The sequence below is a fragment of the Sandaracinobacteroides hominis genome (assembly GCF_016464365.1).
GTDB lineage: Bacteria > Pseudomonadota > Alphaproteobacteria > Sphingomonadales > Sphingomonadaceae > Sandaracinobacteroides > Sandaracinobacteroides hominis.
Window position 1 is genome coordinate 447,262 of the sequence record NZ_JADCUC010000002.1, and the last position, 18,169, is coordinate 465,430.

Consider the following 18,169-nt stretch of genomic DNA (forward strand, 5'->3'; position numbering starts at 1 on the left):
GATGAGTCCCGCCGCCCTCGCCCGCTCCCAGATACGTCTCCCCGGTCATCGCCAGATGGCATTGGGGCTGGCGAGGCAGCGCCTGGCGATCGGCATCCTGCTGTTCCTTGCGATTACCGGGCTGGTGGGGCTGCGGCTGGTGGAGCTGTCGCTGTTTGACGGGGCGCCGCGGCACACTGGCGTGGCGGCGGCTTCGCCGCATCTGCGGGCCGATATCGTCGACCGGAACGGGGTGACGCTGGCCTCGAGCTTTGAGGCCTATGCGCTGGCGGCGCGGCCGCGCGACATCGTGGGCAACAAGGAAGCGCTGGTGGCGCGGCTTTCGGAAATCCTGCCCGAGCGGGACCCGGCGCAGATTCGCGCGGCGCTCTATCATGACGGCAAGTTCCGCTATGTGACGCGGCGCATCCTGCCCGAGCAGGCGGAGGCGATCCGCCGGCTGGGCGATCCGGGGCTGACGCTGGAGCGCGAGGCGGAGCGGCTGTATCCGCATGTGGGCCTGGGTGCGCATCTGGTGGGCTATACCGGCATCGACGGGCGCGGCGAGGGCGGCATCGAGCGGGCGTTCGAAGAGCGGCTGACGGCGCCGGCGACGCGGGACCAGCCGCTGGTGCTGGCGATGGACGTGCGGGTGCAGCAGGCGCTGGAGAGCGAGCTGCAGGCGCAGATGGACCTGCAGCAGGCGAGCGGTGCGGCCGGCGTGGTGCTGGACGTGCACACCGGCGAGGTGATTGCGATGGCGTCGCTGCCGGCGTTCAATTCGAACCGGCCGGGCGGGCTGACGGGGATGCCGAGCCACATGAACCGGGCGACGCTGGGCGTTTACGAGCTTGGGTCCACGTTCAAGGCCTTTACCATCGCGATGGCGATGGATTCGGGCAATCTGCCCAGCCTTGCCGAGCGGTTTCCGACGACGCCGATTGCCGTCGGGCGGTTCCGGATTTCGGACAGCCACCCCAAGGGCTATCCGCTGTCGGTGCCGGAAGTGCTGATCTATTCGTCGAACGTCGGCACGGCGCGGATGGCCGAGCGGATGGGGCGGCCGACGCAGGAGGCGTTCCTGCGCAAGCTGGGGCTGATGGACCGGGCGCCGGGCGAGATTCTGGAGGCCGGGCGGCCGCTGGCGCCTCCGGCGAACAACTGGGGGCTTTCGAGCGTGATGACCGTTGGTTTCGGCCATGGGATCGCGGTGACGCCGCTGCATCTGGCGAGCGCCTATGCGACGCTGGTGAATGGTGGAATCCGCCATCCGGTGACCTTCCTGAAGCGGCCCGAGGGGGCGGAGACGGGGGGCACGCGGGTGTTTGCCGAGCGCACCTCGCACCTGCTGAACGGGATGCTGCGGCTGGCGGTGATCGACGGCACCGGGCGGCAGGCCGATGCCGAAGGCTATCGCGTGGGCGGCAAGACCGGGACTGCCGAGAAGGTGCTGAGCAACGGGCGCGGCTATGACAAGCGGCGCAACATCACGACCTTTGCCGGGGCCTTTCCGATGGATGATCCACGCTATGTCGTGATTGCGATGGTGGACGACCCGACGGTGGGTTCGCGCATGGCCGGTTCGGTGGCGGGGCCGGTGTTCAAGCGGGTGGTGAACCGGATTGCGCCGGTGCTGAACGTGGCGCCGGACATGACGGCGGAGCCGGATGTGAGCGCGATGGAGGGGCTTTATACGCCGCGCAACAAGCCGAAGCCCGTAACTCCGGTGGTGACGAGATGACTGACCCGCTGGAAACTGTGCGCGACCGGATCACCGGCTTTGCCATCGACCATCGCAAGGTGGCGAAGGGGAGTGTGTTTGGCGCCTTTCGGGGCGCCTCTTTCGATGGCGAGCGTGTGATTGCGCAGGCGGTTGCGGCCGGCGCCGTGGCCGTGGTGGCGCGGCCGGAGGCGAAGGTTGAGGGCGCGCTGCATATTGCCGATGCGGAGCCGCGCCGGGCCTTCGCGCGGTTGGCGGCTGGCTGGTATGCGCCCTATCCGAAGGTGACGGTGGCGATTACCGGGACCAATGGGAAGACGAGCAGCGCCGAGATTACGCGGCAGCTGTGGCATCTGGCGGGCGAGCGGTCGGCGAGCATCGGGACGCTGGGGGTGATTACCGCCGGCAATCAGGGGGGTGTAAGTCAGGATCGGGCGGGGTCTGGCGGGCTGACGACGCCGGATATCGTGACGTTCCTTTCCAACGTGCATGGGCTGGCGCTGGAGGGGATTTCGCATCTGGCGTTTGAGGCCAGTTCGCATGGGCTGGCGCAGTATCGTACCGAGGGGCTGCCGGTGCGGGCTGCTGCGTTTACGAATCTGACGCGCGACCATCTGGATTATCACGAGACGATGGAGGCCTATTTCGAGGCCAAGCTGCGGCTGTTTACCGAGGTGCTGGATGCCGATGGGGCCGCCGTGGTGTGGCTGGATACCGGGGCGACCGGTGCTGCGTATAATGCGCGGGTGATCGATGCCTGCCGGACGCGGGGTGTGAAGCTGCTGACCGTGGGGCCGGACGGCGAGGCGCTGAAGCTGGTGAAGCGGGTGCCGACCTTGCTGGGGCAGACGCTGACGATCGAGGCGGGCGGCACGACCCATACCGTGAACCTGCCGCTGATCGGCGGCTATCAGGCGGCGAATGCGCTGGTGGCGGCGGGGCTGGTGATTGCGACCGGCGGCGATGTGGCGAAGACGCTGGCGGCGCTGGGGCGGATTTCCGGCGTGCGCGGGCGGCTGGAGCGGGCGGTGATCACGCCTTCTGGCGCGCCTGTCTATGTCGATTATGCGCATACGCCGGATGCCCTGGAGGCGGCGGTGGCGGCGCTTCGGCCGCATACGGCCAACCGGCTGATCCTGATGTTCGGCTGCGGCGGCGACCGGGATCGCGGCAAGCGGCCGCAGATGGGGGCGATTGCCGTGCGCGAGGCCGATGCGGTGATCGTGACCGACGACAATCCCCGCACCGAGGTGGCGGCTGAGATCCGCGCCGAGATCATGGCGGCGGCCAAGGGTGCGCGTGAGATTGGCGGGCGGGCGGAAGCCATTCGCGAGGCGCTGGCGATGGCGAAGCAGGGCGATGTGGTGCTGCTGGCCGGCAAAGGGCATGAGCAGGGGCAGATTGTCGGCACCGATGTGCTGCCGTTTGACGATGTGGAAGTGGCGCAGGCGGCGGCGGCGGGGCTGCCGCGCTCGGAATTCGCGGCGAAGCAGGGGTTGCCGCGCTCGGAATTCGCGGCGAAGCAGGGACTGCCCCGGTGACGCCGCTGTGGACCGGTGAGGCTGTTGCCGCAGCGACTGGCGGTGCTTTGTCTGCGCCGTTCGAGGTGGATGGTGTTGCCTTTGACAGCCGCGAAATTGTCGGCGGCGAGCTGTTTGTGGCGATGCGCGGGGCGGAGGCCGATGGGCATCGTTTTGTGGCTTCGGCGGCTGAACGCGGGGCCGCTGGTTTCATCGTGGAACAAGCTGTTGCGCAGCCGCATGTGCTGGTGGGGGACAGCTTCGTGGCGCTGGAGAAGCTCGGCGTTGCGGCCCGGGCGCGCACGGATGCGACGGTGATCGGCGTGACCGGCAGCGTCGGCAAGACCGGCACGAAGGAGGCGCTGCGGCTGGCCTTCGAGCGGATTGCGCCGGACGCCACCCATGCCTCGGTGAAGAGCTATAACAACCATACCGGCGTGCCGCTGAGCCTGTCGCGCATGCCTGCGGCGACGCGCTTTGGCGTGTTTGAAATGGGCATGAACCATGCCGGCGAGATCGCCGCGCTGACGCGGATGGTGCGGCCGCATGTGGCGGTGGTGACCTGGGTTGGCGGTTCGCATGTCGAGCATTTTGCCGATGGCGAAGTGGGAATTGCGCGGGCCAAGGCGGAGATTTTCGAGGGCGTGGAGCCGGGCGGCTGGGCTGTCTGGCCGTACGACAATGCACATGCCGCCATTCTGAAGGCCGCCATCGAGAAGGCCGGTCTGCAATCGCTGAGCTTTGGCTGGAGCGCCGACGCTGACGTGCATGTGCTGCGCGCCGATATCGGCGCTGCCGGCACCGAGCTGGTTGCCGACGTGGCCGGCGAGGAAGTGCATTGCCGGATCGGCATGGCCGGGCGGCACTGGGTGAGCAATGCGCTGGCGGTGCTGGCGGCGGTGAAGGCGGCTGGCGGCGATCTGGCGGAGGCCGGCCTTGCGCTGGCCGGGCTGACCGGGTTGCCGGGGCGTGGTGCGCGGCACAGCCTGCCGGTTGCCGGCGGCGAGGCGGTGCTGATCGACGAGAGTTACAACGCCAATCCGGTTTCGATGGCGGCGGCGCTGGCGGTGCTGCGCGATGTGCCGGCGAAACGGCGGATCGCGGTGCTGGGGGCGATGCGCGAGCTGGGCCGCGAAACGCAGGCGATGCACGAGGCGCTGGGGGCGCCGATCGCCGAGGCGGGGATTTCCGAACTGGCGCTGGTGGGGCCGGAAATGCTGGCGCTGAAACTGGATGGCGCGGTGCATCTGCCCGATGCGGCGGCGGCCACCGCCTGGACGCGGGCGATCCTGCAGGAAGGCGATGTGCTGCTGGTGAAGGGTTCCAATTCGGTCGGCCTTGGTGGCCTGGTTGCAGAGCTCAGGAGGTCGGCATGATTTTCCATCTGGCGGAATGGCTGGGCTTTCCGGGGATCCTGAACGTCATTCGCTATCTGACCTTCCGCTCTGGCGCGGCGCTGATGACGGCGCTGTTTCTGGGGCTGATCATCGGGCCGCGGTTCATCCACTGGCTGCGGGCGAACCAGGGCAAGGGCCAGCCGATCCGCGAGGACGGGCCGGCAAGCCACCTGATCACCAAAAAGGGCACGCCGACAATGGGCGGGCTGATGATCCTGATCTGCCTGACGGTTTCGACCCTGCTGTGGATGGAATGGAACAAGCCGTTCGTGTGGACCGCGCTGTTCGTGACGCTGGGCTTTGGCCTGATCGGGTTCCTGGACGACTATAACAAGGTGATGAAGCGCTCGACCGCGGGGGTTTCCGGCCGGGTGCGGCTGCTGGCGGAATTCCTGATCGCCGGCTGCGCGGTCTATTATGTCTCCACCTTCTCGGGGACGACGCTGTATCTGCCGTTCCTGAAGGACGTCGGCCTGGATCTGGGCTGGTTCTATATGGCCTTTGGCGCGCTGGTGATCGTTGGCGCGGGCAATGCCGTGAACCTGACCGACGGGCTGGACGGGCTGGCGACGATGCCGGTGATCATCGCCGCCATGACCTATGGGATCATCGCCTATCTGGTGGGGAACGCCGTTTTCGCCGGTTATCTGGGCGTGCATTATGTGGCGGGCGCGGGCGAGCTGATCGTCTTTGTGGGGGCGCTGATCGGGGCGGGCCTTGCCTTCCTGTGGTTCAATGCGCCGCCGGCAGCCGTGTTCATGGGCGATACCGGCAGCCTTGCCCTGGGCGGGGCGATCGGCACCATCGCCGTCATCACCAACCATGAGCTGGTGCTGCTGGTGGTGGGCGGCCTGTTCGTGCTGGAGGCGGTGTCGGTGATCGTGCAGGTTGCCAGCTTCAAGATGACCGGCAAGCGCGTGTTCAAGATGGCGCCGATCCACCACCATTTCGAGCAGCTGGGCTGGCCGGAATCGACCGTGGTGATCCGTTTCTGGATCATTTCCTTCGTGCTGGCGCTGTCTGGCCTTGCGACGCTGAAGCTGCGCTGATGCTGGCAGCGCCCGCCCTTTCCGGACAGCAATTCGCGGTATACGGCCTGGCGCGGACCGGGCTTTCCGTGCTGCGGTTTCTGGCGCGCTCTGGTGCGACGGCGGTGGCGTGGGACGAATCCGAGGCGGCGCGGGAGAAGGCGCGGGGCGAGTTTCCGAACCTGCCGATGACGGATTTCGCTGAGCTGGAGCTGGCGGGGCTGAACGGGCTGATCGTTTCGCCCGGTGTGCCGCTGAACCGGCATCCGCTTGCCGGCCGGGCGCGGCAGGCGGGGGTGCCGATCCTCTCCGACATCGAGCTGTTCCAGCGGGTGCGGCCGACCTTGCCGGCGCATAAGGTGGCGGCCGTTACCGGGACCAACGGCAAGTCGACGACGACGGCCTTGCTGCACCATCTGCTGGCGTCTGCCGGGATACCGGCGCGGCTGGGGGGCAATATCGGCCTGCCCATACTGGACCAGCCGGCGCTGCCTGCGGGCGGGGTCTATGTGCTGGAGCTGTCGAGCTTTCAGATCGATCTGGTGCAGACGCTGGCGGTGGATGTGGCCGTCTATACCAACCTGACGCCCGATCATCTGGACCGCTATGACGGGATGGCGGGCTATGCGGCTTCGAAGCTGCGGCTGTTTCAGCTGCAGCAGCCGGGGGCGCAGGCGGTGATCGCGGTGGACGATGAATGGACGCGGGCGGCGGCCGATGCGGTGCCGGCGGGGGTTCGGGTGACGCGGGTTTCGGCTGCGGATGTCTCCGTCCACGATCAGGCGCGCTGGCCCGCCTTGCAGGGGCCGCACAACGCGCAGAACATCGCCTGCGCCGCGACGGCAGCCCGTATCCTGGGCATCGGCGGCGCAGCGATGGAGGCGGGGCTGGCGAGCTTCCCCGGCCTGCCGCACCGGATGGAGATTGTGGGGACGGTGGGCGGCGTTCGCTATGTGAACGACAGCAAGGCGACCAACCCGACCAGCGTGGCGCCGGCACTGCAGGCGTTCGAGCGGCTGCACTGGATTCTGGGCGGGCAGGCGAAGACGGCCGAGCTGGATGCCTGCCTGCCGCATCTGGGGCAGGTGAAGGCCGCCTATGTGATCGGCGAGGCGGCGCCGGTGTTTGCCGAAATCCTGAAGCCGCTGGTGCCGGTGGTGGAGGCGGGGACGCTGGAGGTGGCGGTGGCGCGGGCGGCGGCGGATGCCGCGCCCGGCGATACCGTGCTGCTGTCTCCGGCCTGCGCGTCGTTCGACCAGTTCCGCGACTATGAGGCGCGCGGGCGGGCGTTTGTTTCTCTTGTCGAAGGCTTGCGGTCATGAAGATCGGCCCCGTTACCTTTTCGTTCGGCCGGGCCGACAAGTCTCCGATGGCGCGCTGGTTCTGGACCATCGATCGGCCGCTGCTGGTGATGCTGATGGTGCTGATCGGGGTGGGGCTGATCGCTGTGGCGGCGGCTTCTCCGGCCGGGGCGCTGCGTCTGTCGGGCGGGCAGGTGCGGTTCGAGCCGCTGTTCTTCCTGCAGCGGCAGATCCTGTGGGTGCTGATGGGCCTGCCGCTGATGCTGGGCATTTCGATGCTGACGAAGGATGCCGCGCGGCGCTTTGCGCTGGGTGGCTTTGCGATGTTCCTGCTGCTGCTGGCGCTGGTGCCGGTGATCGGCGCGGAGAACAACGGCGCCCAGCGGTGGATCCAGCTGCCCGGCTTCCAGATGCAGCCGATCGAGTTTCTGAAGCCTTTCTTTGTGGTCACGACGGCCTGGCTGTTTGCGATGCGTTTCGAGGACCGGTCGCTGCCGGTGATTCCGGCGGGGGGAATGCTGCTGGCGATTATCGTCTCGTTTCTGGTGATGCAGCCCGATTTCGGGCAGGCGGCGCTGGTGATCGCCATCTGGCTGGTGCAGGCGGTGCTGGCGGGGTTGCCGCTGCTGATACTGGGGCTGGCGCTGCTGGCGGCGGTGGGCGGGCTGGTGCTGGCCTATCAGTTCGAGCCGCACGTCAGGAACCGGATCGACGGGTATCTGCACGGCGAGGGCGATACCTATCAGGTGGATCGGGCGCTGGATTGCTTTCGTTCGGGGGGGCTGTATGGCACCGGGCCGGGCGAAGGGGTGGCGAAATTCCGCCTGCCGGAGGCGCATACCGACTATATCTTTTCGGTGATCGGAGAGGAATTCGGGGCGATTGTTTGTTTCGCGCTCGCCCTACTATATCTTGCGATTGTGCTTCGGGTTCTGCTACAACTTCTGGATGAAGATGACCCGTTCACGCTGATCGCGGCGACCGGGCTTGTGGCACAATTCGGGGGTCAGGCGCTCATCAACATGAGTGTGAATTTGGCGTTGGCGCCATCCAAGGGGATGACCTTGCCATTCGTGAGCCACGGGGGATCGAGCTTTCTCGCCACCGCGGTCGCGATGGGCCTTCTGTTGTCGATCACGCGGCGCAACCGGCATCTGAAATCCTCGCCCTATCTGCAGTCGTCTTCGCTTTCGAAGGGGGGAGCGGCTGCATGAGCCTTTCCGTCCTTATAGCGGCGGGCGGAACCGGTGGTCACATGATCCCGGCGCATGCGCTTTCCGAAGAGCTGATGCGGCGTGGCCACAAGGTGACGCTGCTGACGGATGCGCGCGGGCTGCGGTTCCCGGGCCTGTTTGAGGCGGCGGACAAGCATGTGCTGGAGAGCGCCACGGCTTCGGGGATGAACCCTGTGGCCTGGGCGAAGGCGGCGGTTTCGATTCTGAGGGGCCGGCGGGCCGGGCGGCGGATTGCCGTGGATGCGCGGGCGAATGCGGTGGTGGGCTTTGGCGGCTATCCTTCGCTGCCGGGGCTGCTGGCTGGCGTGGCGCTGGGTTTGCCGATTGTGATCCATGAGCAGAATGCGGTGCTGGGGCGGGTGAACCGCCAGCTGCAGGGGCGGGTTTCGGCGATCGGGCTTTCCTATGCGACGACGCTGCGGCTGGACACGGCGAACGAGGGCAAGGCGGTGCATACCGGCAATCCGGTGCGGCCGGCGATCCTGGCGGCGCGCGACGTCGCCTTTGATGCGCCGACGGCCGACAAGCCCTTCCGGCTGCTGGTGGTGGGCGGCAGCCAGGGGGCGCGGATCCTGGGGCGGCTGGTGCCGGAGGCTGTGGCGACCTTGCCGGCCGAATTGCGGGCGCGGTTGCGGGTGGAGCAGCAGTGCCGGGCGGAGGATCTGTCGCCGGTGCTGGCGGCCTATGAAGCGGCGGGCGTGGAGGCGGATTGCCAGACCTATTGGGCGGACCTGCCGGAGCGGCTGGCGAAGTCGCATCTGGTGATCAGCCGTTCGGGCGCCTCGACGATGGCGGAGCTGATGGCGGCCGGGCGGCCGGCCATACTGATCCCCTTTGCGGCGGCCACCGACGATCACCAGACGGTGAATGCGGCCGGGTTCGTTTCGGCAGGGGCGGGGATGCTGCTGCCGGAGGCCGAGGCGAATGCGGCGAAGCTGGCCGGGCATCTGCGGGGTTTCATGGGTTCGCCCGAGGCATTGCAGGGGGCGGCGGCTGCGGCGCGGTCGCTGGGGATTCCGGATGCGGCGGCGCGGCTGGCGGATCTGGTGGAGCATGAAGTGCGGGCGCTGGCGCGCGATGGCGCGGCAAGGGTGGCGGCATGAGCCGGGCTGGTTTCACCACCGATGTGGGGCCGATCCACTTCATCGGCATCGGCGGCATCGGCATGTCCGGCATTGCCGAGGTGATGGCCAATCTGGGCTTTGCCGTGCAGGGCAGCGACATTGCCGAGGGCTATGTGGTGCAGGGGCTGCGCGACAAGGGCATCCAGGTGATGATCGGCCACAAGGCCGAGAATCTGGGCGATGCGGCGGTGGTGGTGGTGTCTACCGCGATCAAGCGTGGCAACCCGGAAGTCGACCTGGCGCTGGAGCGGCGGATTCCGGTGGTGCGGCGGGCGGAGATGCTGGCCGAGCTGATGCGGCTGAAATCGACCGTGTGTGTCGCGGGGACGCACGGCAAGACGACGACGACCTCGATGGTGGCGGCGCTGCTGGATGCGGGCGGGCTGGACCCGACCGTTATCAACGGCGGCATCATCAACAGCTATGGTTCCAACGCCCGGCTGGGCGACGGCGAGTGGATGGTGGTGGAGGCCGACGAGAGCGACGGCAGCTTCCTGCGCCTGCCGCCCACCTATGCCATCGTGACGAATATCGATCCCGAGCACCTGGATCATTACGGCGACTTCGAGGTGGCGAAGGCGGCGTTCCGGACGTTCATCCAGAAGGTGCCTTTCTATGGCGCCGCCGTGCTGTGCCTGGACCATCCGGAAGTGCAGGCGATGCTGCCGAGCGTTTCTGACCGGCGGATCATCACCTATGGCTTTGCGGGCCAGGCGGATATTCGCGGCGACCGGGTGGAGCCGGTGCCGGGTGGCAATCGCTTTGACGTGACCTTGCGCACCTTTGGCACGGAGGAGCGCCAGTATGAAGGCCTCGTGCTGCCGATGCCGGGGCGGCACAATGTGCTGAACGCGCTGGCGGCGATTGGCGTGGCGGACCAGCTGGGGCTGAGCGAAGCGCAGATCCGCGAGGGCTTCTCGCGCTTCTCCGGCGTGAAGCGGCGCTTCACCAAGGTGGGCGAAGTGGCGGTTGCCGGCGGCGAGCCGGTGACGGTGATCGACGATTACGGCCATCACCCGGTGGAAGTGAAGGCGGTGCTGGCGGCGGCGCGCGAGGGTGCGCGGGCGAAGGTGATCGCGGTGGTGCAGCCGCATCGCTATACGCGGCTGCGCGATCTGTTCGAGGATTGGCGGAGCGCGTTCAACGATGCCGATGCGGTTGTGGTGGCGCCGGTCTATGCGGCGGGCGAGCAGCCGATTGACGGGATCAGCCATGAGAGTTTGGCCGAGGCGCTGAAGCGCAGTGGGCACAGGCAGGTGCTGACGATTTCGGGCGAAGGTGAGCTGGCCTCGACCATCGCGCCGCTGCTGGGTGCGGGTGACATGGTGATCTGCCTTGGGGCGGGCGACATCACCAAATGGGCTTCGCATCTGGCGGCTGACCTTGCGAATGCGGGTGTCGCATGATGGCGCTGCAGGAACGCCCCGTGCAGATGCCGGAGCCCGTGGGCAAGCTGACGGCCGACGCGCCGCTGGCGCCTTTGCTGTGGTTCAAGTCCGGTGGGCCGGCGGAGTTTCTGTTCGAGCCGAAGGATGCCGCTGATCTGGCGGCCTTCCTTGGCGGGCTGTCGCCGGCGATGCCGGTGATGGCGCTGGGGCTGGGATCGAACCTGATCGTGCGCGATGGCGGGGTGCCCGGCGTGGTGGTGCGGCTGGGCAAGGCGTTCGGCAAGGTGGCGCAGCTGGACGCGGTGACCGTGCGTTGCGGCGGCGGGGCTTCGGGGATTGCGGTTTCGTCTGCGGCGCGGGATGCGGGCATTTCGGGCCTTGAGTTTCTGCGCGGGATTCCCGGGACGGTTGGCGGCTTCGTGCGGATGAATGGCGGCGCCTATGGGCGGGAAGTGGCTGACATATTGGTCGAGGCGGACGTGGTGCTGCGCTCGGGTGAGCTGGTGACGCTGCCGGTGCAGGCGCTGGGCTATACCTATCGGCATAGCGAATTGCCCGAGGGCTGCGTTGTGGTGGGGGCGACCTTCCGGGGTGTGCCGGGCGAGAAGCTGGCGATTCAGGCGGAGATGGACCGGATTGCGGCTGCGCGCGAGGAATCGCAGCCGTTGCGGACGAAGACGGGGGGTTCGACATTCAAGAACCCGGATGGGCACAAGGCCTGGGCGCTTATCGATGCCGCCGGCTGCCGCGGGCTGAAGCTGGGCGGGGCGCAGGTTTCGGAAAAGCACACGAACTTCCTGATCAATACCGGCGACGCCACTTCGGCGGATATCGAGGCGCTGGGCGAGGAAGTGCGCCGACGGGTGAAGGCGCATTCGGGGGTGACGCTGGAGTGGGAAATTCAGCGGGTAGGTGACGCGGCATGAGAGTGACTGTCCTCATGGGTGGCCCGGAGGCGGATGCCGACCAGCGGAAAACTCCAGCCGCCCATCGGCGCGAGGTTGACGCATGAGGGTGACTGTCCTGATGGGCGGCTGGTCTGCCGAGCGCGAGGTTTCGCTGGTGTCCGGTGCGGGGATTGCACAGGCGGCGCGGTCTTTGGGGCATAGCGTTACCGAGCTGGATATGGGCGCGACGCCGGCAGACGGCGCCACGCTCGCGGCCCGGTTGTTGGCGACGAAGCCGGATGTGGTGTTCAACGGGCTGCATGGCACGCCGGGTGAAGACGGCACCGTGCAGGGGATGATGGACCTGCTGGGGCTGCGCTATACCCATTCGGGGGTGACGGCTTCGGCGGTCGCCATCGACAAGGAACTGACGAAGAAGATGCTGGTGCCGGCTGGTGTGCGCATGCCGGGCGGGCGGATTGTTTCGAGCGAGAGCCTGTATGACGGCGACCCGCTGGAGCGGCCCTATGTGCTGAAGCCGGTGAACGAGGGGTCTTCGGTGGGCGTCGCCATCGTGACCGCCGAGAGCAATTACGGATCGCCGATTGCGCGCAATGTGCCGGGGCCGTGGCAGGATTTCGCCGAGCTGCTGGCCGAGCCGTTCATCGCCGGGCTGGAGCTGACGGTGGCCGTGCTGGAGAGCGAGACCGGGACCGCCGAGCCGCTGGCAGTGACCGAGCTGAAGCCTTTGACCGGTTTCTATGATTACGAGGCGAAATATACCGACGGGAAGACGGTGCATGTCTGCCCGGCGGAGATCCCCGCCGAAGTGGCCGAGGCGGCATTGAGCCAGGCGGCGCTGGCGCACAAGGTGCTGGGCTGCCGGGGGGTTTCGCGGGCGGATTTCCGCTATGATCCGGCGCAGGGGAAGAACGGGCTGTTCCTGCTGGAAGTGAATACGCAGCCGGGGATGACGCCGCTGAGCCTGGTGCCCGAGCAGGCGAAGGCGCGCGGCATGAGCTATGAGGCGCTAGTCGGGCGCTTGATCGAAAGGGCTTTGGCATGAGCCGGAAGCCCCAGCCCAGGAAGCGCGCTGCGCCGCAGGCTGCGCCTGTGGCGTTGCCGTTGGCGCCGCGCACGGTTTGGAAGCTGATCGTTGGCGGTTTTGCCATCGTTGGCGCTACGGGGGCGGCGATTTGGGCGATTGCGGCGGGGGTTCCGCGCGACGTGTCGATGGCGGCTGCCACTGCCAGTTCGCAGGCGGGCTTCGTGGTGCGGCAGGTGGATATCCAGGGTGCGCGCAACCAGCCGCGGCTGTCGATCTATCGCGAGGTGCTGGAGGGCGGCTCGGATTCGATGCTGCTGGCCGACCTGCCCGCGGTGCGTGCGCGGCTGAAGGAACTGCCCTGGGTGAAGGATGCCGATGTGCAGCGGCGCTGGCCGGACCGGCTGGAAGTGCGGGTGCTGGAGCGCAAGCCCGCCGCGCTGTGGCAGGTGCATGGCCGCATGCGGCTGATCGATGACGAGGGCGTGGTGCTGCCGGCGGGCGATCTGGGGCAGTTTTCCGGCCTGCCGCTGCTGGTGGGTGCCGGCGCGCAGCACGAGGCGGCGATGCTGCTGAAGCTGGTGGCGACGCAGCCGCAGCTGGCGGGCGATATCGAGGCGGCGCAGTGGATCGGCGGGCGGCGCTGGGATCTGCGGATGAAATCGGGCGAGACGATTGCCCTGCCCGAAGGGGTGGCGGCGAACGCCGCGCTGATGCGCTTTGCGGAGATCCACCGGGAGACGCCCTTGCTGGGGCGCGGATTCGTGCGGTTCGACTTGCGCCTGCCGGACAAGATGGTGGTGCGCGTGGGCGGGGAGCCGGGGCAGCCGGTGAAGCCGCGCACCAGGCCGCAGCCTGTGCAGCCGCAGGTGCAGCCAACCCCGGAAGCGGTGCAGCCGGCGCCTGCGCCCGCGGCGCAGCAGACGGCGCGGTTCAATCCTGAGTCGACGGAGGTGGTGATCTGATGGCGGTCGCGGTTCTCAATCCCACCCAGCTGTTGAAGCCGCGCGCCGAGCGGGTGATTGCGGCGATCGACGTGGGGTCTTCGAAGGTGGCGGCGCTGGTGGCGATGGCCGACGGCGAGAATATGCCGCGGGTGATCGGGGCCGGGGTGCGTGCTTCGAACGGGCTGAAGCGCGGGCTGGTGGCCGACATGGCGAAGACCGAGGCGGCGATCCGGGCGGCGATGATGCAGGCGGAAAAGGCGGCCGGAGTCGAGATCGAGAGCGTGCTGGTGAACCTGTCGGCCGGCGGGCTGGACAGCGATGTGACCTCTGTGGAGATCGACATCGCCGGGCACAAGATTTCCGAAGTGGACATGGATGCGCTGCTGAAGGCCGGGCGGGCGCGTATCGACGAGACGATTTCGCGGGCCGGGCGCTCTACGCTGCACGCCGAGCCGACGCTGTACACGATCGACGGGCTGGACGGGGTGACCAATCCGCGCGGCTTTCATGCGGACCGGCTGGCGGTGGATATTCATGTGCTGACGGCGGCGACGCCGCCTTGCCGCAACCTCGATCTGGCTGTGCGCAACGCGCATCTGGATGTGGAGGCGATCGTTGCCTCTGGCGTGGCGTCATCGGCGAGCGTGCTGAACAGCGAAGAGCGGGAGCTGGGCGTTGCCGTGGTCGAGATCGGCGCCGGGGTTACGACCGTTGCGGTGCATGGCGGCGGCATGCTGGCGGGGCTGGTTTCCATTCCGATGGGGGCAGGCGACATCACCGCCGATATCGCGTCGAGCTTTGCCACGCGACGGGCTGCGGCCGAGCGGCTGAAGACGCTGTCGGGGGCAGCGACCTCTTCGCCGCGCGATAATCACGATATGGTGGAAGTGCCGCCGCTGGACCCCGACGACGGGCAGGAAAGCCGGCGCATTCCGCGCTCGGAGCTGATCGCGGTGATCCGCGCCCGGCTGGACCTGCTGTTTGGCGAAGTGGACAGCGCGCTGAAGGAAATCGGCTTTACCGGGGCCGCCGGGCGGCAGGTGGTGCTGACGGGCGGCGGCGCGGAGCTGCGCGGCATTGCCGATTTTGCGCAGGGGGCGCTGTCGCGGAACGTGCGCATCGGCCGCCCGCGTGGGCTGGCCGGCCTGCCCGAGGCGCAGTCGACCGCTGCCTTTGCCACTTTGGCGGGGATGATCCTGCACGGCAGCCAGCCGCGCCTCGATCTTGCCCGCATGCCGGTTTCGCGCGGCGGCCGGGGTGGGCGGCCGCAACCGAAGAATGCCTTTTTCCGCCTGCTCGACCAGTTGAAACGCCAGATCTGATGAGGGAGCCTTCCATGTCCTTTGATTTCGTCCAGCCCAGCCTTGTGGAGCTGAAGCCGCGCATCTCCGTTATCGGCGTGGGTGGCGCGGGCGGCAACGCCGTGCACAACATGATCAACGACGGCCTGCAGGGCGTCGATTTCGTGGTGGCCAACACCGATGCGCAGGCGCTGGCGCTGTCGGCTGCGGAAAACCGCATCCAGCTGGGCCTGAAGATCACGCAGGGCCTTGGGGCGGGGGCGCGGCCGGAGATCGGTGCTGCGGCTGCCGAGGAAGCGCTGGCCGAGATCGACCAGTTCCTGGAAGGCGTGCACATGTGCTTCATCACCGCCGGCATGGGCGGCGGCACCGGCACGGGTGCGGCCCCGGTGGTGGCGCGGGCTGCGCGCGAGCGGGGCGTGCTGACGGTGGGTGTGGTGACCAAGCCCTTTGCCTTTGAAGGGCTGAAGCGGATGCGGTCGGCCGAGGAGGGCATTGCCGAGCTGCAGCGCCATGTGGACACGCTGATCGTGATCCCGAACCAGAACCTGTTCCTGATCGCCAACCAGCAGACCACCTTCAAGCAGGCCTTTGCCATGGCCGACCAGGTGCTGAACCAGGGCGTGCGCGGCATCACCGACCTGATGATGCTGCCGGGCCTTATCAACCTGGATTTCGCCGACGTGCGCACCGTGATGAGCGAAATGGGCAAGGCGATGATGGGCACCGGCGAAGCCGAAGGCGACCGTCGGGCGATCGAGGCGGCGGAGAAGGCGATCTCCAACCCGCTGCTGGATGAAGTGAGCCTGCGCGGCGCCAAGGCGGTGATCATCAACATCACCGGCGGCGACGACCTGGGGCTGATGGAAGTGGAAGAAGCCGCCCAGCATATCCGCGAGATGGTGGACCCGGATGCCAACATCATCGTCGGATCGGCCTTCAACGACAATCTGAACGGCAAGATGCGCGTGAGCGTTGTCGCGACCGGCATCGAATCGACGCAGGGCGCTCTGCCCGGTCTGCAGCCTGCGGCGCGGACCACGGCGACGGGTTCGATGTTCGGCGGGCCGCGCGTGGTGCCGGCGGCAGCGCCCGGCGCCGGTGAGATCGCCCCCGAGCCGACGCCGCCGAATGGCGGTGGCAATGGCGGCGGCGGCGGCGGCGGTTTCCGCCAGACCTCGCCGGCGAGCGGGCCGATGGCGGCCGGCATCTTCGGAACGCCGGGCAACACCTTCCGCCCGGCAGCGAGCGCTGCACCGCTGGCCGAAGACGGCGGCTTTACCGACGAGGATATTCTGGAGCTGGACGAGCCGCTGGCGAGCCCGGTGGAGCCCGAAGCCGTTGCCGAGCCGGACTTCCTGCCCGAAGCCGAGCCGGTGATCGCCGAGCTGCCGCTGGCGCCGCCGGCACGGCTGGAGCTGCCCGAGCCCGAGCGGATCGCCGCTGCCCAGCCCGATCCCGCACCGCAGGTGCCGGAACGCCGGCAGACGCTGTTCGAGCGGATGATGGACATGGCCCGCCGCCCCAAGGAGGAAGCCACCCCTCCGCAGACGCTGGCGCCGGAGCCCGAGGTTGAAGCGGAAGATGACGAAACGCGCATTCCGCCGTTCATGCGTCGCCAACGTAACTGAGGTCGCAAAAGCCAAGAAAGCCTTCGTGCAAGAGGGCGCTGAGGGGCGGTTCCGAAAGGGACCGCCCTCTTTCTATAAGGCCAGCTTGCCGGTGCCGTGGCGTGCCCCTACCTTCGCGGCCGTGAACGCAGAATATGATCGCCTTGTGGCCGAGGCCCCCTATGGCCATTCCGAACGCCTGTCGCCGCTGGTTCGCCGGGTGCTGGCGCACAACCCCTCGCCCTTCACCTTTCTGGGAACCGGCACCTATATCGTGGGCACGGGGACGGTGGCGATCATCGACCCCGGCCCGGCCGACCCGGCGCATCTGGAGGCGGTTGCTGCCGCCGTCGCGGGGGAGACGGTTTCGCATTACCTCATCACCCATACCCATATGGATCATTCGCCCGGGGCGCTGCCGCTGCAGGCGAAGCTGGGCGGGGTGATAGCCGGCTGTGCGCCGCTGGCGCTTTCGGATGACGGGCCGCGCGCGGATGCGGGCTTCGATCCCGACTATGCGCCCGATCTGGTGCTGGCCGATGGCGAGGCGGTTTCCGCACCGGGCTGGACCTTGCGGGCGGTCGCCACGCCCGGGCATACCTCCAACCATCTGTGCTTTGCGCTGGAAGAGGAAGAGGTGCTGTTTTCCGGCGACCATGTGATGGGCTGGTCGACGACGGTCGTCGCGCCGCCGGATGGCGACATGGCGGCCTATATGGCGTCGCTCCGGCTGCTCGTGGATCGCAGCGACAAGCGATATTATCCGACCCACGGGGCGCCCGTGGAGGAGCCGCAACGCTTCGTGCGCGGGCTGGTGGCGCACCGTCGCCAGCGGGAGGCGCAGATCGTGGGGCTGCTGAAGCATGGCCCGCGCGAGATTTCGGAGATGGTGGAGCGCATGTATGCGACGATCGACAGGCGGTTGTGGCCGGCGGCCGGGCGCAGCGTGCTGGCGCATCTGATCGATTTGCAGGCGCGCGGGCAGGTGGAGCGCGTTGGCGACCGCTGGGAGGCAGCTGCGGCATGAGGAAGATCCTTACCTTCGTCGGCGTGGTGGCGCTGGTCGCGGCCATCGTGCTGGGCGTCGCCGGGCATGACCGGCGGCAGCAGTTCTGCGTGCGGATCGGGCTGTGCGACGACAGCAGCCTGATGGGAGCGATGCTGATTTCCGTGCAGCGGCAGCAGAAGCTGACGGTGCTGGCGGCGCGGCTGGTGGCGCCGGTTACCTCTTCGCGGGATACCACGCTGGGGCCGATCACCGTTGCGACGACGCGGCAGACGGCGATCCTCCCGGCGCGGGTCGACTATGTGCTCGATCTGTCGGCGATGCAGGAGGGCGACCTCAGTTGGGACGAGGCGTCGCAAACGCTGCGGGTGAAGCGGCCGGCGGTGAAGGTGGCCGAGCCGGTGATCGATTGGGCGCGGGCGGAGGTTTATGAGGACGGCAATTTTGCCACCGCGCTGACGACGGTGAGCGACAATCTGCGCCGGGACAATGCGCAGAAGGCCCCGGGACTGTTCATGGCGCAGGCGCGGGCGCCGGAGCTGCTGCGGCAGGCCGACGATGCGGCCGATGCGGCGCTGGAGACGCTGTTTCGCATGCCGCTGGTGGCGTCCGGCTATGCCGATGCAAAGGTGGTGGTAACGACCTGAGGGACGGGCTTCCGGAGCGAGGCGCGTTCCGACG

At 68.0% G+C, this 18,169-nt stretch carries 15 protein-coding genes; all 15 read left to right on the forward strand.

The genetic code is table 11. The annotated features are described in order from the left end of the window. Nucleotide 1 precedes the first annotated feature (1 nt). The 15 genes from IM784_RS06775 to IM784_RS06845 all read left to right on the forward strand — a co-directional run bounded on the left by IM784_RS06775 (nucleotide 2) and on the right by IM784_RS06845 (nucleotide 18,135). Entirely contained in the window at nucleotides 2-1,720 is a 1,719-nt protein-coding gene (locus IM784_RS06775) for a peptidoglycan D,D-transpeptidase FtsI family protein (RefSeq protein WP_199554526.1), read from the forward strand. After that, the gene (locus IM784_RS06780; RefSeq protein ID WP_199554527.1) at nucleotides 1,717-3,240 is read left to right on the forward strand and encodes a UDP-N-acetylmuramoyl-L-alanyl-D-glutamate--2,6-diaminopimelate ligase; all 1,524 of its coding nucleotides are present in this window, start codon (nucleotides 1,717-1,719) and stop codon (nucleotides 3,238-3,240) included. The genes IM784_RS06775 and IM784_RS06780 overlap by 4 nt, the downstream gene beginning before the upstream one ends. Then, nucleotides 3,237-4,595 (forward strand): UDP-N-acetylmuramoyl-tripeptide--D-alanyl-D-alanine ligase, encoded by a 1,359-nt coding sequence (locus IM784_RS06785; RefSeq protein ID WP_199554528.1) that lies wholly within the window; start codon nucleotides 3,237-3,239, stop codon nucleotides 4,593-4,595. The genes IM784_RS06780 and IM784_RS06785 overlap by 4 nt, the downstream gene beginning before the upstream one ends. Beyond that, nucleotides 4,592-5,665: a phospho-N-acetylmuramoyl-pentapeptide-transferase gene (mraY, locus tag IM784_RS06790; protein WP_199554529.1), complete on the forward strand. Its 1,074-nt coding sequence runs from the start codon at nucleotides 4,592-4,594 to the stop codon at nucleotides 5,663-5,665. Before IM784_RS06785 ends, mraY begins: the two co-directional genes overlap by 4 nt. Further along, complete coding sequence (gene murD / locus IM784_RS06795; protein ID WP_199554530.1) at nucleotides 5,665-6,966, forward strand: UDP-N-acetylmuramoyl-L-alanine--D-glutamate ligase; 1,302 nt, start codon at nucleotides 5,665-5,667, stop codon at nucleotides 6,964-6,966. The genes mraY and murD overlap by 1 nt, the downstream gene beginning before the upstream one ends. Further along, nucleotides 6,963-8,159, forward strand: coding sequence for an FtsW/RodA/SpoVE family cell cycle protein (locus IM784_RS06800; protein ID WP_199554531.1), 1,197 nt, complete (start codon nucleotides 6,963-6,965; stop codon nucleotides 8,157-8,159). Before murD ends, IM784_RS06800 begins: the two co-directional genes overlap by 4 nt. Then, nucleotides 8,156-9,283, forward strand: coding sequence for an undecaprenyldiphospho-muramoylpentapeptide beta-N-acetylglucosaminyltransferase (gene murG, locus IM784_RS06805; RefSeq protein WP_199554532.1), 1,128 nt, complete (start codon nucleotides 8,156-8,158; stop codon nucleotides 9,281-9,283). The genes IM784_RS06800 and murG overlap by 4 nt, the downstream gene beginning before the upstream one ends. Next, a complete protein-coding gene (gene murC / locus IM784_RS06810; protein WP_199554533.1) occupies nucleotides 9,280-10,710 on the forward strand; it encodes a UDP-N-acetylmuramate--L-alanine ligase in 1,431 nt (476 codons plus the stop codon). The genes murG and murC overlap by 4 nt, the downstream gene beginning before the upstream one ends. Beyond that, nucleotides 10,710-11,618, forward strand: coding sequence for a UDP-N-acetylmuramate dehydrogenase (murB, locus tag IM784_RS06815; protein ID WP_235976659.1), 909 nt, complete (start codon nucleotides 10,710-10,712; stop codon nucleotides 11,616-11,618). The genes murC and murB overlap by 1 nt, the downstream gene beginning before the upstream one ends. An 82-nt stretch (nucleotides 11,619-11,700) precedes the next feature. Next, nucleotides 11,701-12,645 carry a D-alanine--D-alanine ligase gene (locus tag IM784_RS06820; RefSeq protein ID WP_199554534.1) on the forward strand — a complete coding sequence of 315 codons (945 nt, stop codon included), beginning with the start codon at nucleotides 11,701-11,703 and terminating at the stop codon, nucleotides 12,643-12,645. Next, entirely contained in the window at nucleotides 12,642-13,589 is a 948-nt protein-coding gene (locus IM784_RS06825; RefSeq protein WP_199554535.1) for a cell division protein FtsQ/DivIB, read from the forward strand. Before IM784_RS06820 ends, IM784_RS06825 begins: the two co-directional genes overlap by 4 nt. Continuing rightward, nucleotides 13,589-14,893 (forward strand): cell division protein FtsA, encoded by a 1,305-nt coding sequence (gene ftsA / locus IM784_RS06830; RefSeq protein WP_199554536.1) that lies wholly within the window; start codon nucleotides 13,589-13,591, stop codon nucleotides 14,891-14,893. Before IM784_RS06825 ends, ftsA begins: the two co-directional genes overlap by 1 nt. Before the next feature lie 14 nt (nucleotides 14,894-14,907). Beyond that, nucleotides 14,908-16,503, forward strand: coding sequence for a cell division protein FtsZ (gene ftsZ / locus IM784_RS06835; protein ID WP_199554537.1), 1,596 nt, complete (start codon nucleotides 14,908-14,910; stop codon nucleotides 16,501-16,503). 121 nt (nucleotides 16,504-16,624) lie between these two features. After that, nucleotides 16,625-17,509, forward strand: a complete 885-nt coding sequence (locus tag IM784_RS06840) for an MBL fold metallo-hydrolase (protein ID WP_328799473.1) — start codon at nucleotides 16,625-16,627, stop codon at nucleotides 17,507-17,509. Further along, entirely contained in the window at nucleotides 17,506-18,135 is a 630-nt protein-coding gene (locus IM784_RS06845; protein ID WP_199554539.1) for a DUF4230 domain-containing protein, read from the forward strand. The genes IM784_RS06840 and IM784_RS06845 overlap by 4 nt, the downstream gene beginning before the upstream one ends. The last annotated feature ends 34 nt before the right edge of the window (nucleotides 18,136-18,169 follow it).